At 64.1% G+C, this 22,649-nt stretch carries 21 protein-coding genes; 15 read left to right on the forward strand and 6 right to left on the reverse strand.

The genetic code is table 11. The features are described from left to right. Positions 1-50 precede the first annotated feature (50 nt). Entirely contained in the window at positions 51-725 is a 675-nt protein-coding gene (locus ACVOLL_RS02210; protein WP_313170456.1) for a response regulator transcription factor, read from the reverse strand. Between the two features lie 89 nt (positions 726-814). Between ACVOLL_RS02210 and ACVOLL_RS02215 the strand changes: the two genes are divergently transcribed. Together ACVOLL_RS02215 and ACVOLL_RS02220 are read left to right on the forward strand one after the other, a co-directional pair. After that, the gene (locus ACVOLL_RS02215; RefSeq protein ID WP_481511390.1) at positions 815-2,656 is read left to right on the forward strand and encodes a 3-hydroxybutyrate oligomer hydrolase family protein; all 1,842 of its coding nucleotides are present in this window, start codon (positions 815-817) and stop codon (positions 2,654-2,656) included. A 24-nt stretch (positions 2,657-2,680) separates the two neighbouring features. Then, positions 2,681-4,342 carry a fatty acid--CoA ligase gene (locus tag ACVOLL_RS02220; protein ID WP_481511391.1) on the forward strand — a complete coding sequence of 554 codons (1,662 nt, stop codon included), beginning with the start codon at positions 2,681-2,683 and terminating at the stop codon, positions 4,340-4,342. Positions 4,343-4,449: 107 nt separating this feature from the next. On the opposite strand, the gene ACVOLL_RS02225 is transcribed toward ACVOLL_RS02220, so the two are convergent. Next, complete coding sequence (locus ACVOLL_RS02225) at positions 4,450-5,460, reverse strand: hypothetical protein (RefSeq protein WP_481511392.1); 1,011 nt, start codon at positions 5,458-5,460, stop codon at positions 4,450-4,452. Between the two features lie 112 nt (positions 5,461-5,572). Between ACVOLL_RS02225 and ACVOLL_RS02230 the strand changes: the two genes are divergently transcribed. After that, complete coding sequence (locus ACVOLL_RS02230) at positions 5,573-5,707, forward strand: hypothetical protein (protein WP_481511393.1); 135 nt, start codon at positions 5,573-5,575, stop codon at positions 5,705-5,707. Between the two features lie 290 nt (positions 5,708-5,997). Here the strand turns inward: ACVOLL_RS02230 and ACVOLL_RS02235 are convergent, their stop codons facing one another. From ACVOLL_RS02235 to ACVOLL_RS02245, 3 genes are all read right to left on the reverse strand, one after another. After that, on the reverse strand, positions 5,998-7,680 hold the full coding sequence (locus ACVOLL_RS02235) for an amidohydrolase (protein WP_481511394.1): 1,683 nt from the start codon (positions 7,678-7,680) through the stop codon (positions 5,998-6,000). Between the two features lie 99 nt (positions 7,681-7,779). Then, positions 7,780-8,526 (reverse strand): glycine zipper 2TM domain-containing protein, encoded by a 747-nt coding sequence (locus ACVOLL_RS02240; protein ID WP_481511395.1) that lies wholly within the window; start codon positions 8,524-8,526, stop codon positions 7,780-7,782. A gap of 118 nt (positions 8,527-8,644) precedes the next feature. Next, the gene (locus ACVOLL_RS02245) at positions 8,645-9,079 is read right to left on the reverse strand and encodes an OsmC family protein (protein WP_481511396.1); all 435 of its coding nucleotides are present in this window, start codon (positions 9,077-9,079) and stop codon (positions 8,645-8,647) included. 302 nt (positions 9,080-9,381) lie between these two features. Here ACVOLL_RS02245 and ACVOLL_RS02250 point away from each other — a divergent pair, with 302 nt between their 5' ends. From ACVOLL_RS02250 to ACVOLL_RS02260, 3 genes are all read left to right on the forward strand, one after another. Next, entirely contained in the window at positions 9,382-9,792 is a 411-nt protein-coding gene (locus ACVOLL_RS02250; RefSeq protein WP_481508646.1) for an HU family DNA-binding protein, read from the forward strand. Between the two features lie 209 nt (positions 9,793-10,001). Further along, the gene (locus ACVOLL_RS02255) at positions 10,002-10,310 is read left to right on the forward strand and encodes a DUF3861 family protein (RefSeq protein ID WP_481511397.1); all 309 of its coding nucleotides are present in this window, start codon (positions 10,002-10,004) and stop codon (positions 10,308-10,310) included. 285 nt (positions 10,311-10,595) lie between these two features. After that, a complete protein-coding gene (locus ACVOLL_RS02260; RefSeq protein ID WP_481511398.1) occupies positions 10,596-11,180 on the forward strand; it encodes a YceB family lipoprotein in 585 nt (194 codons plus the stop codon). A gap of 220 nt (positions 11,181-11,400) precedes the next feature. Here ACVOLL_RS02260 and ACVOLL_RS02265 read toward each other — a convergent pair whose 3' ends face one another. Further along, the gene (locus tag ACVOLL_RS02265) at positions 11,401-11,868 is read right to left on the reverse strand and encodes an SET domain-containing protein (RefSeq protein ID WP_481511399.1); all 468 of its coding nucleotides are present in this window, start codon (positions 11,866-11,868) and stop codon (positions 11,401-11,403) included. A 388-nt stretch (positions 11,869-12,256) separates the two neighbouring features. Between ACVOLL_RS02265 and ACVOLL_RS02270 the strand changes: the two genes are divergently transcribed. From ACVOLL_RS02270 to ACVOLL_RS02310, 9 genes are all read left to right on the forward strand, one after another. Next, entirely contained in the window at positions 12,257-12,703 is a 447-nt protein-coding gene (locus tag ACVOLL_RS02270) for an SUF system Fe-S cluster assembly regulator (RefSeq protein ID WP_057627263.1), read from the forward strand. Positions 12,704-12,722: 19 nt separating this feature from the next. Then, positions 12,723-14,198: a Fe-S cluster assembly protein SufB gene (sufB, locus tag ACVOLL_RS02275; RefSeq protein ID WP_481511400.1), complete on the forward strand. Its 1,476-nt coding sequence runs from the start codon at positions 12,723-12,725 to the stop codon at positions 14,196-14,198. Further along, the gene (locus tag ACVOLL_RS02280; RefSeq protein ID WP_481511401.1) at positions 14,195-14,605 is read left to right on the forward strand and encodes a lysozyme inhibitor LprI family protein; all 411 of its coding nucleotides are present in this window, start codon (positions 14,195-14,197) and stop codon (positions 14,603-14,605) included. The genes sufB and ACVOLL_RS02280 overlap by 4 nt, the downstream gene beginning before the upstream one ends. Positions 14,606-14,641: 36 nt before the next feature. Continuing rightward, positions 14,642-15,406, forward strand: a complete 765-nt coding sequence (sufC, locus tag ACVOLL_RS02285) for a Fe-S cluster assembly ATPase SufC (protein ID WP_481511402.1) — start codon at positions 14,642-14,644, stop codon at positions 15,404-15,406. Further along, on the forward strand, positions 15,406-16,701 hold the full coding sequence (gene sufD, locus ACVOLL_RS02290) for a Fe-S cluster assembly protein SufD (protein WP_481511403.1): 1,296 nt from the start codon (positions 15,406-15,408) through the stop codon (positions 16,699-16,701). The genes sufC and sufD overlap by 1 nt, the downstream gene beginning before the upstream one ends. After that, complete coding sequence (locus tag ACVOLL_RS02295; RefSeq protein WP_481511404.1) at positions 16,698-17,954, forward strand: cysteine desulfurase; 1,257 nt, start codon at positions 16,698-16,700, stop codon at positions 17,952-17,954. The genes sufD and ACVOLL_RS02295 overlap by 4 nt, the downstream gene beginning before the upstream one ends. Positions 17,955-18,403: 449 nt before the next feature. Beyond that, on the forward strand, positions 18,404-18,922 hold the full coding sequence (locus ACVOLL_RS02300) for a sigma-70 family RNA polymerase sigma factor (protein WP_481511405.1): 519 nt from the start codon (positions 18,404-18,406) through the stop codon (positions 18,920-18,922). Then, positions 18,919-19,866, forward strand: a complete 948-nt coding sequence (locus tag ACVOLL_RS02305) for a FecR family protein (protein ID WP_481511406.1) — start codon at positions 18,919-18,921, stop codon at positions 19,864-19,866. Before ACVOLL_RS02300 ends, ACVOLL_RS02305 begins: the two co-directional genes overlap by 4 nt. Positions 19,867-19,936: 70 nt before the next feature. Then, positions 19,937-22,639, forward strand: coding sequence for a TonB-dependent receptor (locus ACVOLL_RS02310; RefSeq protein WP_481511407.1), 2,703 nt, complete (start codon positions 19,937-19,939; stop codon positions 22,637-22,639). Positions 22,640-22,649: the final 10 nt, after the last annotated feature.

Below are 22,649 nucleotides of genomic sequence, written 5' to 3' on the forward strand. Positions count from 1 at the left end.
CCTAAGCAGACACCGCCGGATCCGTTGATCGGCCAGCGCCGTATCGCGGATCAGGCGTCCTGCGTCTCTTCAATCTGCCGCGACGGATCATTCAGACCCATCTCGTGCAGTACACGGATCGCCTGCGCGCGGTTGCGTACACCGAGCCGGCCCATGATGCGGGTCATATGCGCCTTGACCGTGCGCAGTTGCACACCAAGGCGATCGGCAATCTGCTTGTTGAGCAGCCCTTCGGCCACCAGGCTCAACACCTTGTACTGGTGCGCGGACAAGCTGGCCAGGCGCGCAGCGAGGTCTGCATCCTTGCTGAAAGGTGCAACCCGGGCAACGGTTTCGCGCAGCATCGCTGGTATCCAGCGCTCGCCATCAAGCACGGTCTGCAAGGCCTGCTGCAGATCCACCAGCCCCGAACTCTTGGGCAGGTAACCGGCAGCGCCGAGGTCGATGGCGCGGCGGATCACATGCGGCTCTTCATTGGCCGAGACGATGATGATCGCCAGCCCCGGCTGCAGGGCGCGGATCGTCGCCAGACCAGCAAGACCGTGGTTGCCCGGCATGTGCAGGTCCAGCAGCATCAGGTCGATCTGCTGGCTCTCGATCGCCTCCAGCACACTGTCCAGCGAATCGGCCTCGCTGATCTGCAGGTCATCAACCGCTTCTTCGGCCGCGCGATGCAAGGCTGCGCGGAACAAGGGGTGATCATCGGCGATAAGCAGGGTCGGCATGTCCTGGCGAGGTTAGCAAATTAAGCTTGGGCCGGGCACGGGTACCTAGGTACGCTGGCATGTAAACATTGGCTTGCTAGTGTGGGGCAATGAACATCCCCCGCCCCGTTACCCTGCTTTGCGCCGCGCTGCCGCTGTTGGGCTGCGTTTCCGCCGCCCATGCCGCCAAGCCCGGCCCTGCTGCTGCCGTGCCCGTGTTCGAACAATGGCGCGAAACCGAGCACCGCGGCGGCGATGATCTGCTGACGGCTGGCCTGGGCCTCGATGGCCTGCGCGCCGCTGCCGCGCCGGCATTCGCCAGCCCGGCCCAGCCGACCGCCGAGGAAGCACGCCGCCGCGCGATCTGGAGCAGCTGGCGCGGCATCGCCGACCTCACCCCAGGCGGCGGCTTCGGCGACGTCTACGGCAATCTGCAGGCAGCGCCGGGCCGGGAGTTCTCGGCCTATGTGCGCATCTCCGGCGCCCGCCAGCCGCATCGCGTGCTGGTGCAGGTTCCCGACAATTTCGATCCAGCAAAGCGCTGCCTGGTAGCGGCGGCCTCCTCCGGCTCGCGCGGCATCTATGGCGCAATATCGGTCGCCGGCAGCTGGGGCTTGGCCCACGGTTGCGCGGTCGCCTATACCGACAAGGGCACCGGCAGCGACTATTACGATCTGGACGCCAGGAGCGGCTTCCAGGCCGACGGCACGCCTGCGACGCAGGGCGCACTGGCCTTCGCCCCGACCGATACCAAAGCCACGCATGGCATCGCCTTCAAGCACGCCCATTCCGGTGACAACCCGGAAGCAGACTGGGGCCGGCATCTGCTGCAGGCGCTGCAGTTCGGTTTGCAGGCGCTGGACCGTGCCTACCCGCAATCGGCACCGTTTACCCCCGCAAATACCCGCACGCTGGGCGCAGGTGTCTCCAACGGCGGCGGTGCGGTGCTGCGTGCAGCGGAGATCGAGGGCGACTGGTTCGATGCGATGGTGGCCGGCGAGCCGAATGTCTCGGTGGCCGGCGCTCCGCCGCTCTACAACTTCGTCACCCAATCCGCGCTGCTGATGCCCTGCGCGCTGCTTGCGCTGGATGATCTGCCGCAACCGCCGATGCAGGCGCAAGCGGCGCCGGTATGGACCCAGCGCTGCGCCATCCTGAAATCGGCCGGGCTGGTGCAAGGCGAGGACACCGCCGCACAGGCACAGTCGGCTCGCCGGCAACTCACCGACGCAGGACTCAGCGATGGCGCGCTGCGCGCCGGAGCGTTCTCGACCGGCTTCGATCTTTGGCGTGCGATCGCTGTGGCCTATGCGTCCGCTTACGGTCGCTACGGTGCTGGCGAACATCCCTGCGCTTACAGCTACTTCGCCCTCGGTGCTGATGGCAAACCCACGCCTGCCGCCGCCGAGTTGCGCGCAAGCTGGTGGAGCGAAGGCAGCGGCATTCCACCGGGCAGTGGCGTGGTGCTGGTGGACGGCAATGCCGCCCAGTCGGCGGAAGACCCGCTGCGCGGCCCGAACTGCCTGCGTGCGCTCGGTATGGCTGACAGCGCCGATGCCAAACGGGTACGCGCAGGCATCGCTGACGCTGCCGCCAAAACACCGCGTCGCGGTCTGCCTATCGTGGTCATCCACGGCACCGACGACGGGCTGGTGCCGATCAGCATGACCAGCGATCGCTATGTGCCGCTTGCACGCGAGGCTGGCGCGCAGATTGCCTACTGGCGGGTAAGCAACGGACAGCACTTCGACTCATTGCTGGCCTTCCCGGACTACCGCAAGCGCTACGTACCGCTGCTGCCCTACATGTTCGCGGCAATGGACCAGATATGGGATCACCTCGAAGATCCCGCGCGTGCCCTGCCGCAGGATGCCTTGATCCAACCAACGCCGCGCGCGGAGGCACCGTTGCAGCGTTCGCAGCTGTCCATTCCCGCAGTCTCCGGCCGCTGACGCGCTGCCAACCAGGATATCCAGATGTCATTCGTTACACGCTCCGACCAAGCCGAATTCAGCGCCTACGCCTATCCGCTGCTGATCAAGCAGCTGCTGCACACGCCGCTGGCGATCAATCCCGATCAGGAAATCGTCTACGGCGACAAGGTCCGCTTCGACTACCGCACGCTGCAGGCGCGTATCGGCCAACTGGCCGGCCTGCTGACATCATTGGGAGTGAAGCCCGGCGACACCGTGGCGGTGATGGACTGGGACAGCAACCGCTATCTGGAAAGCTATTTCGCGGTACCAATGATCGGCGCCGTGCTGATGACGGTGAACGTCCGCCTGGCCCCGGAGCAGATCGCCTATACGCTGAATCACAGCAGCGCGCGGGTCATCCTGGCCAACCGCGAGTTCCTGCCGGTGCTGGAGAGCATTGAAGAACAGCTGCCGGACCTGCGCACGCGGGTGCTGCTGGACGATGAAGGCGGCCCGCTCCCGGATGGCTTTGCTACCGAGTACGAAGTGGGCTTGAAGCAAGCAGAGCCGATCAGCAACTTCCCCGACTTCGACGAAAACACCCGCGCCACCATGTTCTATACGACCGGAACCACCGGTCTGCCCAAAGGCGTTTGCTTTAGCCACCGGCAACTGGTACTGCATTCGCTGGCGGCGATGGCGGCGCTGGGCAGCGCGCCCAGCCAGGGCCGGCTGCATCGCGGTGATGTCTACATGCCGATCACGCCGATGTTCCATGTGCACGCCTGGGGCATGCCGTACGCGGCCACGCTGCTGGGCATCAAGCAGGTGTATCCGGGCCGCTACCTGCCGGGCAAGCTGCTGGACCTGATCACGCGCGAGAAAGTGACGTTCTCGCATTGCGTGCCGACCATCCTGCATATGCTACTGGGCCACCCTGCCGCAGCAGATACCGATCTGCACGGCTGGAAAGTCATCATCGGCGGCGCCGCACTGCCGCGTGCCTTGGCGCAGCAGGCCTTGGCGCGCGGCATCGACATCTTCGGCGGCTACGGCATGTCCGAAACCTGCCCGCTGCTCACCCTCGCACAGATTGATGTTGACGCCCTGGCCGGCCCCGATGAGGAGCTGTCGCTGCGTACCAAGGCCGGTATTCCGGTACCGCTGGTGGAGTTGCGCATCGTCGATGAAGAGATGAGCGAGGTCGCCCACGACGGCATCGCCACCGGCGAAGTGGTGGTACGCGCGCCATGGCTTACCCAAGGCTATCTGCACAATCCGGAGGCCTCGGAGACCCTGTGGGCCGGCGGCTACCTGCATACCGGCGACATCGGCAACATCGACAGCGGCGGCTATCTGCGCGTCACCGATCGCATCAAGGACGTGATCAAGACCGGCGGCGAGTGGATCTCATCGCTGGCATTGGAAGACATCATCGCCATGCACCCGGCGGTCAACGAGGTCGCGGTGATCGGCATTGCCGATGCGAAATGGGGCGAGCGGCCGCTGCCCTTGGTGGTCAGGCACGCAGGCAGCACGGTTACCGAAGCCGAGATCATCGAGCTGGTCGCTGCCCGCAGCCGCGCAGGCGACATCTCCCGCTACGCGATCCCCGACCGCGTCAGCTTCGTTGACTCGATAGAACGCACCAGCGTGGGCAAGATCAACAAGAAGAAGCTGCGCAGCCTGCATGACCAGCCGGTGGATCCAGCCCGGGCCTGATGCGCTTGGCATTCATGTGAGACGAAAAGAAAAGCATTCCTTCCGTTGATCTCCTGAACAATGAACTCCAAGTCGAAAATTTGAGCCACGGACCATCCCCACCGCTATCACTCCGGCGGCAAGAAACAAAAATAGCCACGCTGAAAATCCAGGTAAACATCCACCGCTTTCTTGGCCCCACCTCCAATGACAATCTGATAGTCAGAGGCAGCAGACATGTGGAAGAGCAACGAAGTCGCATCCGATACTTCCACTGATCCAACCTGAACTTTCTGGCTGGACACTTTGAACGGCGAAGCATCTCCGTCAGGTACGTGCGGGGTGAACTCAGGCAATCCAGCCACAGCCAAACTCTGCGCCAGCGGATTGACGAAACCAAGCGTTGCGGCCATCCCGGTATCCAGAACAGCGCGATAGGGCTCCCCGTTGTACGTCGAATCAAACACAAGACTACTACTCGTCAGGTACGGCGACGCCGCAAAACGAAAACTCACCCGTTCACAGCCAACATTCAAGCGATCTTGGTTGAACGTCAACCTATTGCGAGAAAACCGGACGTTCTTGAACCTCGACAAGAACCCCATACCTACAATCGTACTCTTGATTCTATTGTCGAGATCAACCCTGACCAGCACGTTTGAATAGTCGATAGCACCAATCCTCAAGGACTGCGCGATCCTGTACTGATCCGGGCCGTCGGGGGTTACACCAGAGAACGGGCGAGACTTCGGGCTTGTCTCCCCAACCACATCTACGATTCCCAGCCTCTCGGCTGTGTCAGCCGACATATGGATGAGGTCAATGCTTCCAGTATCGACTATCGCCGCCACCTGCGTAGCCTGAGCCTGCACAGGCAATAGGTAGTGATTATCTACATCCAAACCATCCAGCACATCCGCATTCGTTGGCGCCGGCATGACGATCGGCCCTGAAGGAATCAAAGCACCAAAAGGCTTTCCTGCTGCCGCCCTCCGCAAGTCAATCAGACCATCATAGCGAGCCATGTAGAAACTCGATTCTTCGATGGTTCCGGAAGCCGGCAAACCACGCTCTCTAAACCAGAGCAGGCCTTCAGCCCACTCTGAAGCGCGCCCCTGGGAACGCAAGATTCCAGCCATTGCCAGCCCACAAGAGGTTGCGGCCTCCGGACTAGTACTCAACTCAGTCTCACGACACTCCAATAGTTCAGGCAACGCTTCGTCGAATCGAGCGCTTTCAAGGAGCCGAAGAATGGACGCCGATCCACTGCCGAAAACTCCAGCAGAAGTCGTCGGCGACGTACTCACCAAAGCCATCAAGAGTAGCCACCTTGTCACGTCCCGCCTCTTGGCTCCACCCGATGCCAATCCCAAGAAACAGGCCTGAACGACCTTATTGTCCACCGCGCCTCGTAACTGAGAAATGCCATCACCGACGAGCCCAGTTTGGGAAGCGGCATCGCAGCCACACTGCAGGCGACGGCTGCGTATCCACTGACGACGGAGACAGCAGAGCTAAAAGTTACGTCTGCTTCATCGAAAGAGTCGTTGGTGAATCCCACGATACGACTCCGCGCGAATCCAGCCTTTCTCCCAAATTCGCGCTTCTTACCGAAAGTAGACGCACCTCTCTGAACATCCTCGGCACTCTTCCACTCGAACTACAGTCGCACAGCTTCAACCCTCCGGCAGAGCCGCCTTGTAAACCGGCTCACCATCAACCCAGGTCGACAGCACCTTCAGGTCATCAAGCTGGTCGGCGGCGACTTTCAGCGGGTCACGATCCAGCACCACGAAGTCGGCACGCAGACCGCGCTGCAGCTTGCCAACCTGCGCTTCGTCATGGCCCGCCCAGGCCGCATCGCTGGTGAAGCCGCGCAGCGCTTCGGCGGCGCTCAGGCGCTGCTCCGGCTGCCAGCCACCCGGCGGCTGGCCGTCACGGTCCTGGCGGGTGACGGCGGCATACAGGCCCAGACGCGGATCAACCTGCTCCACCGGGAAGTCCGAGCCCAAGGCCAAGCGTGCGCCACTGTGCAGGAAACGCTGCCAGGCATAGGCACCGAGGATGCGCTCCGGCCCGACCCGCTGCTCGGCCCAGCCCATGTCCGAGGTGGCGTGGGTGGGCTGCATCGAGGCGATCACGCCGAGCTTGGCGAAACGCGGGATGTCCTGCAGCGACACCACCTGTGAGTGTTCGATGCGCCAGCGATGATCGGCGTCCTTGTGGGTGCCCAGCACCTTCTCGTAGGTATCCAGCACGATGCGGTTGCCGCGATCACCGATCGCATGGGTGGCGACCTGCACCTTGCAGCCGTCGGCCTTGCGCACGGCGACTTCGAATTCCTCCGGCGAGGTCATCAGCAGGCCGTGGTTATGCGGGTCGTCGCTGTAAGCGGTCAGCAGGGCTGCGCCGCGGCTACCCAAGGCGCCGTCCATGTACAGCTTGACCCCGTGCATCTGCAGGCGACCACCTGGATGGGCGTACAGGCCGGCCTTGCACAGGTCCTCCAGCGCTTCATTGTTGCCGTCGGCATAGGCGTCGATGCGCAGCGGCAGCTTGCCCTGGTCGGCCAGACGCTTCATCAGCGTCAGGTCCTCTCGCGACACCCCCATATCATGCACACCGGTCAGACCATTGCTGACCGCGGCCTGCAATGCTGCCTGCAGACGCTTTTCGCGCGAAGCATCGTCCAATGCCGGGATCTGCGCATAGACCAGTGAAGCTGCACCATCGACCAGCACGCCACTCGGCTTGCCAGCGGCATCGCGAAGAATGCGCCCGCCTTCCGGCTGCCAGTCCCCGGACAGTGATTTGCCGGTCTTCTCGGCAATGCGGATGGCCGCACTATTGACCCAACCGGCGTGGCCGTCGACGCGTTCCAGGTACAGCGGACGCTGCGGGAACGCCGCATCCAGATCTGCGGCGGTGGGAAAATCGGTGTTGTCCCAACGGTTCTGGTCCCAGCCGCGGCCCAGCAGCCACTCGCCTGGGGCCAGGTTTTTCTCGAAGGCCTTCAGCCGCTCCAACACTTCGCCACGATTGCGCGCACCGGTGAGGTCGGCCTGCATCAAGGTGTTGCCCAGGCCCATGATGTGCGCATGCGCATCGATCAGCCCGGGCACCACGGTCGCGTCGCCCACGTCGATGCGCGGTGCCTGCGGGTACAACTGCAGCAGCGCATCGGCGCTGCCCACATCCAGTACCTTGCCGCTGTCACTTTCCCAGGCGATTGCGCCGACCACCGGCTGCGCCGGGTCGCCGGTGCGGATGGTATCGGCCACCAGCAGCTTGACCTCGGCCTGGGCCGGGATTGCATGCAGGCAAGGGAGCAACAGGGCTACACAGGCAATACGACGCATCAGGCACTCTCCGCAACGGAATGCGTGGACTATGCCGTCATCGGCCCAACCTGACAAACCGTGCCCTGCACCTCATCCGGGCAGAAGCGCCCTCTGCGCTCAGTCGGCGCTTACGTCCACGCGTACGCGGATCTGCTCGCCCGGGTGGTAGTCGCGATGGGTGTGGTACTGCCGCCCAGCGTATTCGTAGGTGACGTCGTAACCGTCGACACGCTCGCTCTCGCTGCCGTAGCCAACCGGCTCACAGACACGGACGTCACCGCGCTGATAGTTGGGCCGATTGCTGGCCTCGTAGATGGCGCGACCGGCGGCGCCACCGGCAATGGTGCCGACCGCGGTGCCCAGGTAGCGGCCATCACCACCGCCGATGCGGCTGCCGATCACCGCGCCGGCCAGGCCACCGATCACCGTCGCCCACTGGCGACCGCTTTCGCTGCCCTGCCGGTACTGGCCGTTGTCGTAGCCACGCTGGTCATAGCCGTCATTTCGATAGCCGTTATTGTTGCCGTAGCTGTTGTTGCCATAGCCGCCGGCCTGATAACCATTGTTGCCATCCACATAACCACCATCGTTGCGCTCATAGCAGCGCTCGCTACGGCCCCGGTTGCCGTTGACGATGACCGGATCCACCCGCACCACCCGCGCGTAGTCGTACACCGCGCCGTTTCCGGCGCTGTCGCCGCTGCGGTATTGGCCATCGTCGTAGCGCGGATCCGGACGGTACTGGCCATCATCGTAAGAACCGTTGGGGCGGTATTGACCGTTGTCATAACGCTGTGCGGACGCATTGGAGGCGACCAGACCACCGACAACAAGGACAGCGGCAACAGCTAGCGAACGACTCATGGCAGTAACCACTCCGGCTGGAATGAGGAACGAGGGATGAGCGATGCTCAGGCGCGGCGGGTGAAACGACCCTGAACCGGCCCGGCCAGCGCTGAACGCCCGCCGGGCCAGCGCCAGATCAGGCCGAAAACTCGGTGTCCAGGCTGATCGGCACCGCGCTCAGCGCCTTGGAGATCGGGCAGTTCTGTTTGGCGTCATCGGCAATTGCGCGAAACCGGGTCTCGTCCAGGCCAGGCACCACCGCCTTCACCTTGAGCCGGATCTGCGACAGCTGCGGACCACCTTCCATCGACAGGTCGACATCGGCACGGGTATCCAAAGAGGTCGGCGGGAAGCCGGCCTCGCTGAGCTTGGCCGACAGCGCCATGGTGAAGCAGCCGGCATGCGCGGCGGCGATCAGTTCCTCGGGGTTGGTGCCCTTCTCATCGCCGAAGCGGCTGTTGAAGGCGTAGCGGGTGTTCTCCATCAAGCCGCTCTGCGGCGTACTCAAGCGGCCCTGCCCGGTCTTCAGATCGCCTTCCCAATGCGCGGTGGCGTGACGCGAAATACCCATGGTGGAACTCCTCGTGGTGGATGACGCGGCCAGCCTAGCCCACGTCGCGTTAGCAGTTTGTGCGGTGCAGCTGTCAGCGCAACGGCGTGCCCGCAGACCAGGCGCAACACCGTGATTGATCGCAGTCCAACCCGGTTTTTGCATGACTTCCAGCACCGAATTGTTGTCCAAATACGTCCAGAACCAATTTTTATGGGCTTTTTCTTCGATTACCTATTGGCGTCACGCAATTCATGCCCTACATTTCGCTTGCCGACGGGGTCGGCACGACCAACAACCAACCGTTCACGGAACAGGAAATCATGGCAAAGACCGCTAAAAAGGCTGCCCCGAAGAAGGCAGTGAAGAAAGTAGCTACGAAGGCTGCAACCAAGGCTGCCGCCAAGCCGGCCGCACTGAAGCCGATCAAGGAAGCACTGACCAAGTCCGGTCTGGTCGCCCACATCGCTGAAGCCACCTCGGTCGCTGCCAAGGACGTGCGCGCTGTGTTCGCCGCCCTGGAAGGCGCCGTTGCCGCCTCGGTCAACAAGAAGGGCGCTGGCTCCTTCACCCTGCCGGGCCTGCTGAAGATCTCCACCGTGAGCGTTGCTGCCAAGCCGAAGCGCAAGGGCATCAACCCGTTCACCAAGGAAGAGCAGTGGTTTGCCGCCAAGCCGGCCACCACCAAGCTCAAGGTGCGTCCGCTCAAGAAGCTCAAGGACGCTGCGCTGTAATCAGCGCGCCCCTTGGCGAAGAAACGGGACGGCTCTGCCGTCCCGTTTTTTTTGCCTGATCGCAACGTGGAAAACGTTCCCATGGGCCGCAGCGTTCTGCCCGTGACATGGGAAAAGCACTGGAACACAGCGTCATGGTCCAACGCCTCGTACCGGCGCCGGAGCGGGCCTATGGTGGCCACTCCCGCCGCTTCCCCACGTAGTCCACCATGTCCATCAGCAAGCATCGCTACCGAATCTCCGTCACTCCGATCGAGACCGACGGCCAGCAGTGCAGCGGCCGTTGCACGATCGAGTTCGAACAGCGCAGCCAGTACAACTGGATGCGCCAGCTGGAGTCCGCTCAGGGCCAACGTCGCCTGTCCTGCAATGAGGACGCCGGCATCGTGGTCGTCACCGGCCTGCTGGAAACACTGGCCGAATCGGCCGCCAAGCCCGACAGCCTGTTGAGTGCGCTGCAGCCGGAGCTGGGCCAGTTGCTGCACAAACTCAAGCAGTTGCAGACCCCCGCGGAATAAATCACCGGCAATCCTGGCTAGTTGTTCCGCAGACGGCCGGCATCACCTCACCGGAACGGAGCCGTTGGCATAGGCCTCGGCGGTTACAGGGCCTATGCGGCGGATCATCGCGACCGGAAAACAGCACTTCAAGCACTGATACCGCACCGGTCCGCTCATCCGTCGCAATGGCGGGAGACCAGACAGGCCGCACTTCTGTCCGATCGGAGCGAATCTGCTAATTGGCCGTTCACCCTATCCGGTTATCTTGCTATTCCAACCTGCCGCCATCACCGAGTGCGCCCGATGAACCTGCGTTCCCTGCTCCTCCCCTGCATCGCCTTGATCGCCATCGCCGGCAGCGCCGATGCCGCACCGCAGGTCAACGGCAAGCAATTGACTGTTGGTGCCGCCGACGTGCAGCAGTACCTGGACGGCAGCTTCCCGCGCACCCAGAACGCGCTTGGCGGGCTGCTGGCGCTGACCGTCAGCCAGCCGCGCCTGACCCTGCCGCAGGGCAGCCGCCTGGACCTGGGCTTCAACCTGGCCATGGCGGCTGGCGGCTCGTCGATGCCGGTGGGCGATGTGCGGATCAGCAGCGGCCTGCGCTACGACGCGCAGACCCAGGGCTTCCATCTGGACCAGCCCACCGTTGATGGCTTCCGCCCCAGTGCTGGTGGTGGTGAGTTGGATTCAAGTACCCGCAGCCTGCTCAACAGCTGGCTGGCCGACTACGCCCGGCGTGAGCCGATCTACAAGATCGACCCGGCCATTGCCAAGGTGATGGGCGTGCTGCAGGTGAAGTCGGTCGGCATCCAGAACGGGCGCATCGCGGTCGACTTCAATCAGAACCTGGGCAGCTTCGTGCCGCAGGGCTTGTTGGGCAACTGAGCCGGACAGCTGTAGAAACGAAAGAGGCCGCGATTGCGGTCTCTTTGCTTTGTCTGTAGGAGCGGCGTAAGCCGCGAAGCTAGCGAGGTGTCAGCCACCGAGCAGAGTCTTCCCTGCGGGGCTGCGCCACGATCCATTGGCAGCACCTGAGCTGGCAGTGGCTTCGCGGCTTACGCCGCTCCTACAAAACCACGCCGATCCAGGCAGCGCCGCCAGAGACTTAGCGCTTGGGCTGCAGCATCGTGCCGGTGCACTTGGGCGAGCCGCAACGACATTCCCAGATCTTCTTCAACCGCGGGGTATGACGCTCGGCCAGGGTGATGCCGTAGTTGTAGGTCAGCTCTTCACCATCCTTGATGTCGCGGATGGCTTCGATAAACACCTTGTCAGCGGTGCGGTCATCGCCCTCGGCCTCTTCGATCATCGCCTCGCAGTTCGGATCGCAGCTGTGGTTGATCCAGCGTGCGTCGTTGCCCTTGTAGTTGGCATCGATGACGTAGTCGTCGTTCAGGGTGAACAGGAAGGTGTGCCCAGTTTCCACATCACCCGCATCGTCTGCATCCACTTCGGCATGGGTACGGCGCTTGCCCTTGTATTCGATGACGCGCTCGCCCTTCTTGATGGCGGCCACGGCGAACACACCGTTTCCGTGGATGGAGGATTTGCGCGCCTGGATCTTCTTGGGCATGTACATGGCCGGGACTTGAGTGAGGCGGTGATTCTCGCCCATCGGGCTTTACAACCCAAGGGCTGGGATTGGGGATTGGGGATTGGGGATTGGCAAGAGTGTGGCGCTGCGTGGTCTCTTGCCTTCTGTTGCTTCCCGGCAAACTGAAAGCACGAAGCAGCGGCTGCGCCGCCCCCTCTCCTGCCTTCGGCATCCTCTCCCACAAGGGGAGAGGAGAACTGTAGTGGCTGCGCCCCGCTTCCCTGCCTCGACCTCCTCTCCCACGAGGGGAGATGGGTTAGCCGCAGTCCCATGATTGGCGGGGGTTTCTGCCAGCTGAACAGCAAAACTTGGCCCCCCGGACCAGAAAGCGTACAATTTTGGTCCACATTGATTTCCCGCCGCCGCAATGCTCCGCGTCACCAAGCTCACCGATTACGCCACCGTCGTCCTGACCGTGCTTGCCGCACGGCCAGCCGAAGTGCTGAGCGCGACCGATCTGGCTGAAGCCGCCGGATTGGAGCCGCCCACCGTCAGCAAGCTGCTCAAGCCACTGGCCCAGGCCGGCCTGGTCGAAGGCCTGCGCGGCGTGCATGGCGGTTACCGGCTGACCCGCCCGGCCTCCGAGATCACCCTCATCGAGATCCTGGAAGCGATGGAAGGTCCGCTGGCCATCACCGAATGCAGCCAGGAGCAGAGCCAGTGCGGCCTTGCCGGGCAGTGCGGTGTGCGCTCGAACTGGCGGCTGATCAATGACGTGGTTTCCGACGCCCTACGCGGCGTCACCCTTGCGCAGATGCTGCACCCCTTACCGCTTGCCGACCGTCGACGCATCAGCGCCGACGTCGTCTCCTGAACAACCGTAGGCAGCCCTGATGGCCACCGAGATCATTGAAAAGGTCGACACCGTCGACAGTCCGAACCGTGAAATCCACGAACAGCTGGGGCGCAAGTACGACGCCGGCTTTGTCACCCTGATCGAGTCCGAGTCGTTCCCGCCGGGTCTGGACGAAGACGTCATCCGCGCCCTCTCGGCCAAGAAGGACGAGCCCGAGTGGATGACGCAATGGCGCCTGGACGCCTACCGTCACTTCCTGACCATGCGCCAGCCGGACTGGGCCAAGCTCGAAATCGCGCCGATCGACCTGCAGGCGCTGAGCTACTTCTCCGCGCCCAAGGGCCCGAAGTACCAGTCGTTGGACGAAGTACCCAAGGAGCTGCTGGACACCTACGAAAAGCTTGGCGTGCCGCTGCATGAGCGCGCAAAGCTGGCCGGCGTGGCGGTGGATGCGGTGTTCGACTCGGTCTCGGTCGGCACCACCTTCCGCAAGGAACTGGCCGACAAGGGCGTGATCTTCTGCTCCATCTCCGAAGCCATCCGCGAATACCCGGAGCTGGTGCGCAAGTACCTGGGCTCGGTGGTGCCGGTGGGCGACAACTACTTTGCAGCGCTCAACTCGGCGGTGTTCTCCGACGGCAGCTTCGTGTTCGTGCCGGCCGGTGTGCGCAGCCCGATGGAGCTCAGCACCTATTTCCGCATCAACGCCAGCAATACCGGGCAGTTCGAGCGCACCTTGATCATCTGCGAGGACAAGGCCTACGTCTCCTACCTGGAAGGCTGCACCGCGCCGATGCGCGATGAGAACCAGTTGCACGCCGCGGTGGTCGAGCTGGTGGCGCTGGAAGATGCCGAGATCAAGTATTCGACCGTGCAGAACTGGTACCCGGGCGACGAGAACGGCGTCGGCGGCATCTACAACTTCGTCACCAAGCGTGCCGAATGCCGTGGCGCGCGCTCCAAGGTGACCTGGACCCAGGTGGAAACCGGCTCGGCCATCACCTGGAAGTACCCGTCCTGCGTGCTGTTGGGCGACGACTCGGTGGGTGAATTCCACTCGGTCGCGCTGACCCACCACCGCCAGCAGGCCGACACCGGCACCAAGATGATCCACATCGGCAAGCGCACCAAGAGCAAGATCATCTCCAAGGGCATCAGCGCCGGCCGTGGCCAGAACACCTACCGCGGCCTGGTACGTGTTGACCGTGGCGCCGAAGGCGCGCGCAACTACACCCAGTGCGACTCGCTGCTGATCGGCAAGAAGTGTGGCGCCCACACCTTCCCCTATATCGAGGTGAAGAATCCCAGCGCCACCGTCGAGCACGAGGCCACCACCTCCAAGATTTCCGACGACCAGCTGTTCTATTGCCGCGCGCGCGGCATCGATCAGGAAAACGCGGTGTCGATGATCGTCGACGGCTTCTGCAAGCAGGTCTTCAAGGAACTGCCGATGGAGTTCGCGGTGGAAGCCAAGAAACTGCTGGAAGTGTCGCTGGAAGGATCGGTCGGATGAGCCGCCTGCCACTGCTACTGCTGGTCGTGCTGCCGTTCGCAGCCTCCGCCGCGTCGCCGGGCAAGGCCTGCGACGACGCCCGCACCCAGCTGGATATCAACGAATGCGCGGCGGCTGAAGCCACCGCCGCCGACGCCGAACTCAACGCGGTGTACCGGCAGGTGATGCAGACGCTGCAGGGCCAGCAGGTCGCCATCGACAAGCTGCGCGCGGCCCAGCGCCTGTGGATCCCGCTGCGCGATGCCGACATCGAAGCGCGCTACCCGGTGGGCAAGGACGAGAATCCGCGTGTCCTGTACGGCTCGATGTACCCGATGCTGTACTCGGCCAACAAGGCCGAACTGACCCGCAAGCGCACCCAGTGGCTGCGCGCCACCTTCCTCGATCGCGCCGAAGGCGAGCTCTGATCGCCCCGCACCCTACATATTGAAGAACGCACCCTCATGCTGAAGATCGAAAACCTCCACGCAAGCATCGGCGACAAGGAAATCCTCAAGGGTCTGTCGCTGGAAGTGAAGCCGGGCGAAGTGCACGCCATCATGGGCCCGAACGGCGCCGGCAAGTCCACCCTCGGCAATGTCCTGTCCGGCCGCGATGGCTACGACGTCACCGCCGGCAGCGTGCAGTTTGAAGATGGCGACCTGCTGGAACTGGCCCCGGAAGCGCGCGCCGCCGCCGGCCTGTTCCTGGCCTTCCAGTACCCGGTGGAAATCCCCGGCGTCAACAACACCTACTTCCTGCGTGCCGCGCTCAATGCGCAGCGCAAGGCACGCGGCGAGGAAGAACTGGACTCGATGCAGTTCCTCAAGCTGGTCCGGCAGAAGCTGGCCGTGCTGCACCTGAAGGACGAGCTGCTGCACCGTGGCGTCAACGAAGGTTTCTCCGGTGGCGAGAAGAAGCGCAACGAGATCTTCCAGCTGGCCGTGCTCGAGCCGAAGCTGGCGATCCTCGACGAAACCGACTCCGGCCTGGACATCGATGCGCTGAAGAGCGTGGCCGATGGCGTCAACGCACTGCGGTCGCCGGAGCGCTCGTTCCTGGTCATCACCCATTACCAGCGCCTGCTCGACTACATCAAGCCGGACGTGGTGCATGTGCTGGCCGACGGCCGCATCGTCAAGACCGGCGGCCCGGAGCTGGCGCTGGAGCTTGAAGCCCACGGTTATGACTTCCTGAAGGACCGCGTGGTCCGCGAGGCGGCCAAGTAATGAGCGCTCTTCTGGAGTCGTTGCGCGAATCCTTCGCAACAGCCCGCACATCCATGTGCGGGGATTCAACGAAAATCGCCGAACGTGAGGAGATTCTTGAGGCTGCGCTCAAGACCGGCCTGCCCGCCGCCCGCAACGAGGCTTGGAAGTACACCTCGCTGCGCCAGCTGGAGCGCCGCAGCTTCACCGCTGCGCCGCTGCAGGCCCCGGACATCGATGCCACGCTGCTGGCCGACATCCCGTCGCCGCGCCTGGTCTTCGTCAACGGTCGCCACAGCGCTGCATTGAGCGATCTGTCGTCGCTGGATGCCGGTGTACAGGTGCGCACCTTGTCTGCCGTGCAGGCCGAAGAACCCGAAGCGCTGCGTTTCCTTGGCCGTCGCTTCGAGCGCGCCGATGAAGTGTTCGCCCAGCTCAATGCCGCACTCGCCGACGAAGGCGTGCTGGTACAGGTAGCCGATGGCATCGTCAGCGAAACGCCGCTGCATCTGGTATTTGTCAGCGCGGCAGATTCCAGCGATCACGCTTGGCATCACCGTCACCTGATCGAGCTGCGTCGCGGCGCCGTGTTCGGCCTGGTCGAGCATCACCTGCAGGCTGGCGACAGCGCACACCTGGACAACACCCTGGTCCACGTCCACATCGCCCAGGACGCCGTGCTGTCGCATGCCCGCGTGCAGGCCGACAGCGCGCGTGCCACCTCGCTGCTGCGTACCGATGCGGTACTGGCCCGCGATGCCGAGTACCGCCGCATCGACCTGGAACTGGGTGCTGCGCTGAGCCGTCATGAGCTCAACGTGCGCCTGGAAGGCGACAACGCCAAGCTCACCGCCAATGGCGTGCTGCTGGGTACCGGCCGCCGCCATATCGATACCCGCCTGGGCATCGAGCACATCGCCAAGGACACCAGCGCCGAGCTGGTCTGGCGCGGCGTCGCTGCCAACCGCAGCCGCGTGGTGTTCCATGGCGGCATCGGCATCCGTGAAGGCGCCGATGGCACCGACGCCAACCTGTCCAACAAGAACCTGCTGCTCTCGGCCGATGCCGAAATCGATACCCAGCCGACGCTGGTGATCGACGCCGACGAGGTCAAGGCGGCTCATGGCGCCACCGTTGGTCAGCTCGACGCCAATGCGCTGTTCTACCTGCGCTCGCGTGGCGTGCCAGCCGAACAGGCACGCGCAATGCTCAGCGCCGCGTTCTGCCACGAGCCGCTGTCCGCGGTGGAAGGCGTTCTCACCGAAAAGCTGGCCCGCCACCTGGACCAGGCACTGCAACAGGCAGGCATGGCATGAATCTCAGTTCCCCGCGTCCGATCCACCACCCGGCCAGCGCCCCCGACTGGGAGCGCGTGCGCGCCGACTTCCCGCTGCTGATGCGCGAAGTCAATGGCAAGCCGCTGGTGTATTTCGACAATGCCAACACCGCGCAGAAGCCGCTGTCGGTGATCGGCGCGGTGGACGAGTTCTACCGCCGTTACAACGCCAATGTCAGCCGTGCGGTACACGCGCTTGGCACCGAGGCCACCGATGCCTACGAAGGCGCGCGCACAAAACTGGCGCGCTTCCTCAACGTACGCAACGATGAGCTGGTGCTGTGCAGCGGCACCACCTTCGCAATCAACCTGGTCGCGTATTCGTGGGCGTTGCCGCGCTTGAAGGCTGGCGATGTGATCCTGGTCTCGCGCATGGAGCATCACGCCAACATCGTGCCGTGGCAGCTGGTTGCCCAGCGTACCGGCGCCACCATCCGCGTGGCCGAGATCAAGCCCGATGGCAGCCTCGACCTGGACGCGCTGCATGCAGCAATGACCCCGGAAGTGAAGCTGCTGGCGCTCACCCACGTGTCCAACGTGCTGGGCACCATCAATCCGGTCCGCGAGATCTGCCGTGAAGCGCGCAAGCGCGGCATCGTCACCGTGATCGACGGCTCGCAGGCTGCGCCGCACCTCACCGTGGACGTGGCAGCGATCGGCTGCGATTTCTACGCCGTGACCGGCCACAAGATGTGCGGCCCGACCGGCACCGGCGCGCTGTGGGCACGCCGTGAGCATCTGCAGGACATGCCGCCCTTCCTCGGCGGCGGCGAGATGATCAAGGAAGTCAGCTTCGAGGGCACCGTGTTCAACGACGCCCCGCACAAGTTTGAAGCCGGCACCCCGAACATCGCCGGTTTCATCGGCTTGGGCGTCGCTGTGGACTATCTGGAAGCACTGGGCCGCGAGCACATCGAAGCGCGCGAGCAGGAGCTGCTGGCCCACTTCACCGAAGAGCTGCAGCGGGTTGAAGGCCTGCGCATTTTCGGCACCGCGCCCAACAAGGCCGCAGTGGTGTCGTTCCAGATTGAAGGCGCGCATGCGCACGACTTGGCGACCCTGCTCGACCTGCAGGGCGTTGCCGTGCGTTCCGGCCAGCACTGCGCACATCCGCTGCTGCAGTACTACGGCGTGGCGGCCACCTGCCGCGCCTCGCTGGCGTTCTACAACACGCATGAAGAGATTGAATCCTTCATGGCGGCGTTGAAGAAAGTGCGCACCCTGTTGGGTTGAGCAGCGCTGGTTTTGTGGGAGCGGCGTAAGCCGCGAAGCTGGCAATGCCACGGATCGAAGTCCAATGGCAGAAGCGCCCTCACCCCAACCCCTCTCCCGTAAACGGGAGAGGGGCTAAAACGCAACGCTGAGCACTTGTAGGAGCGGCGTCAGCCGCGAAACCACAAATCCAACAGCACAAGCCCTACCCCTCCCCAGCCCTCCCCTTGCCTTCGGCAAAGGGAGGGAGCGCATTGCTGCTTCGGCAGCAGCCTCGGCACTGCATTCGTTCTGGTTGTGGGGGCGGCGTAAGCCGCGAAGCTCGCATCGCTGCAGCGCTCGTTGATACCGCAATCTGAAAATCTGTCAGTTTCGCGGCTTACGCCGCTCCCACAACCGACCAGAACATATCCGCTGCACAGCGCCTGCCGCACGTGCCATAATGCGAACAATTCGCATTTGCACAAACGATGAGCCCCGCGTCGTCTTCCCTCCTCGCCACCCTGTTCCGCGATCATCACCACTGGTTGCTGGCACGGCTGTGCAGGCAGGTTCGGTGCCGCTGGGACGCAGAAGACCTCACCGCCGAGACCTTCAGCCAGGTCGCAGCTTCGCGCACGCCGCTGACCAGCATCGATGAGCCGCGCGCATTCCTGACCACCATCGCCAAGCGCCTGCTGTTCCATCTGCGTCGGCGCCGTGATCTGGAACAGGCCTGGCTGGAGCAGTTGCGGCACAGCCCTGAAGCGTTTTCGCCCTCGCCCGAGGAACGTGCACTGCTGCTGGAAACCGTGCTGCTGGTCGATCGCAGCATGCAGTCGCTGCCGGCACCGGCGCGCGCCGCCTTCCTCTACAGCCAGCTCGACGGCATGGGCCACGAGCAGATCGCACAACAGCTTGGCGTGTCGGTACGCACGGTCGGTCGCTACCTGCGCCAGGCCTGGAGCTACTGCCTGCAGGACCTGCAGCACACGGATCTGGCTCCATGAGCGGGCAAGCGGCAATGGACGCTGCCATCGACTGGATGGTGCTGCTGCAATCCGGCAGCGCCGATGCGGACAGCGAACAGCAGCTGCAGCGCTGGCTCGACGCCTCGGCCGAACATCGCCAGGCCTGGCAGCAGTTGCAGGAGATTCAGGGCCGCTTCCAACTCCTGCGCGAGGTTGCCCAGCGTCACCCCGGCCAGGATCAACAGGCACGCGAACTGCTGCTGCGGCCGTCGCGGCGTGTCGCACTGCGCTCGCTGGCGGCCTTTGCACTCACCGCTGGCGGCGCCGCGTTGCTGGCCGACTGCAAGTTCCCGCTGCGCGAACTCAGCGCCGACCTGCGCACCGCAACCGGGCAACGCCGCCGCTTTACACTGGATGACGGCAGCACCCTCACGCTGGATGCACGCAGCGCGATGGACCTGGATTTCGGTGCCAACCAGCGGCAACTGTGGCTGCGGCGTGGGCGCGCATTGCTGGACATCGCCGCCGATCCACGCCCCGTGTTGCTGCACAGCCTGCACGCAAGACTCAGCCTGTTGCGCGGCAGGTTCATGGTGGAGCGCTACGAGGCATCCACCCAGGTTTCCGCACTCAGCGATCACCTACTGATCGAGGACGAGCGCGGCCACAGCCAGCGCCTGCTGGCCGGGGAAAGTGCACGCATCGATGCCAGCGGCATCACCGCACAGGGCAGCAGCCCGGCGCAGCTGACCGATTGGCTGCACGGCCGAGTCAGCTTCGACAACGCGCCGTTTCTGGATCTGGTCGAGCGCCTGCGCGCTTACCGCAGCGGCTTCCTGCGGGTGTCGCCAGAGGCTGCCGCATTGCGCGTGCAAGGCGTGTTCGCGCTGGATGACAGCGATCGCACGCTCGCCGCCCTGGCCGAAACCCTGCCCTTGCTGATCCGTTCCTATGGCCCGGTCACCCTGATCGAAAAAAAATAGCGTGAGCGTGTCCGGTTTCTCGCCTTCGATACACATCCCTATCCGAAACCCTCTTTCGGAAGCCGTATCGATGTCCGCCTCCCCCCTGCTTCGCCCTTCCTGCCTTGCCCTGGCCCTGTCGCTGGCCTGCGCCGTTCCGCTGGCCCACGCGCAAGCCGCAGCCGCTGATGCGGCAGTGCTCGACTACCAGATCGACGCCGGCCCGCTAGGCGCCAGCCTCAACCGCATCGCCGCCAGCGCCGGCCGCACCTTGTCGGTGGACCCGGCACTGCTGCAGGGCAAGCAGGCCAAGGCCGTGAATGGCCAGTACTCGGTCGAACAGGCCGCCGCACAGGCGCTGCAGGGCAGTGGCCTGCAGCTGGCCACCACCGCCAGCGGTGCGCTGACCGTACAGCGCGCGCCGACCAACGGCGTGGAACGCATCGGCACGCTGCGGGTGCAGGGTGACCAGGGAAACCGAACCCAGCTGGGCGATGACAGCCGCAACTCGGCCGACACGCCTTACACGTCCGCGCAGTCCGGCACGCACTTGTCACTGCAGCAGATCGAGCGTTCGCGCGGCACCCAGGCTGGCGACATCTTCAAGGGCGTGGCCGGTGTCATCAACGGCGACAACCGCAACTCCGGTGCGCTGGACCTGAACATCCGTGGCATGCAGGGCTTCAACCGCGTGCCGGTGCTGATCGACGGCAGCCAGCAGCAGGTCACCGTCTACCGCGGCTATGCCGGCGTAGCCGGGCGCAGCTATATCGACCCGGACATGATTGGCGGCATCGACATCCAGAAGGGCCCGACTGGCGGCGCGGAAGGCGTGGGCGCGATCGGCGGCGTGGTCAGCATGCGTACCTTGAATGCCGAGGACATCATCACCGGCGACAAGGATTGGGGCATCCGCCTGAAGGGCAGTTTCAGCGACAACTCCACATCGCCGCCACCGGCCTTCACCACTGGCGGCCTGCGCAATGGCGGCCGTTTCCTCACCGCCTGCGGCGGCGGCCGCACCTGCACGGTGCAGCAGCTGCCCAGCGAATTTGCCGATGAGACCGGCATGGATCGCCCTTCCAACGGCACCCCAACCGGCGGCAGCGGCAGCATCGCCGCCGCCAAGCGCTTCGGCCAGTTCGAAGTACTCGGCGCCTTCGCGCGACGCAAGACCGGCAACTACTTCGCCGGCGAGAATGGCCCGGGCGCGCCCGAGCCGAACTATGCCACCTCGCGCACCACCGACAGCCGTGGCCGTTGGGTCGAGTACACCACCGTCAGCTTCGAGGGCCTGAACCGCTTCCGTGCCGGCGAAGAAGTGCTCAATACCTCGGTGGACAACCAGTCCTGGCTGCTCAAGGGCACCTGGAAGCCCAGCCCCGACCAGGCGCTGGAACTGGGCCGCATGAAGTACCAGAGCCGTTACGGCGAACTGATGCCGTCGGCCATCCTTCGCGGTGAAGGTGCGCTGCAATCGGCGCTCAGCGATGTCGATGCCGACACCTGGACCGCACGCTACCGCTGGCAGCCAGCCAACGAGCTGATCGACTTCAAGGCCAACGCCTGGCGTACCGCCCTGGACAACACCATCCGCAACGTCTACTCGTTCCCGGCGCTGCCGCCGGAATACACCTATATCGAGACCACCTACCGCCAGGCCGAGCGCTGGGGTATCGACGCAACCAACACCTCGCGCTTCATCACCGTCTGGGGCGACGTCGCCCTGCAGTACGGCTTCACCCACGGCAAGGAAGACGTGCATCCGATCAGCGCCTCGCAGAGCTTCAGCAGCAACAACGCCAAGCGCGAGGAAAGCAGCCTGTTCGCCAGCGCCGAGTGGGTGCCCACCGATTGGCTGAAGTTCGACGCCGCCATCCGCCACACCCGCTACAAGAGCTATGACCGCGAGATCACCCGCGTGCCATCGCAGAGCCGCCCCATCACCTATACCGACGTCCACCTGCAGAACAAGGCCAGCGGCAACGCACCGATCGCGGCGATCACCTTCACCCCGTTCGAGGGCGTGCAGGTCTATGCCCGTTACGCCGAAGCGCTGCGCATGCCCGGCCTGTTCGAGACCAGCTCCGGCCCGGTCCCCAGCACGTTCGCAATGGACCTGCGCCCGGAACGCGCCAAGAACCGCGAGTACGGCATCAATCTGCTGCGCGATGGCCTGTTCGCCGAAGGCGACCAGGCACGCCTGAAGCTGGCCTACTTCGACAACCACGTGAAGGATTACCTGACCCGCACCACCGTGCAGCTGGACGGCTGGGTATCGTCACCGGTGATCGAGAATATCGACAACGCCGACTTCAAGGGCTACGAGATCACCGCCGAGTACCGCACGCCGCGCTTCTTCAGTGAACTGTCCGGCAGCTATTACACCTACACCAACTTCTGCCACAGCGACCGCGCCTATCCGACCAAGTCAGAGCCCTGCCATCCGGGCGGCGTCACCGACAGCTATGCCAGCAACCACGTCCCGCCGCGCGCCTCCGGTGCGCTGACGCTGGGCACGCATCAGCTGGACCAGCGGCTGACCGCCGGTGGCCGGATCAGCTACACCGGCAACCGCCCGACGCTGCCACGTGCCAGCAACATCATCCCGGTGGTGGATTGGGGCTCCTACGTGCTGGTCGATCTGTTCGCCAACTACCGCATCAACGACCACGTCGCGCTGGACCTGAGCGTGGACAACCTTACCGACCGCTACTACATGGACGCGATGACGCTGGGCCTGATGGCCTCGCCGGGTCGCACCGTGCGCATGGGCTTCACCGTCAACTTCTGAGGAACCGTAT

The sequence above is a fragment of the Stenotrophomonas sp. STEN035 genome, from assembly GCF_056759935.1.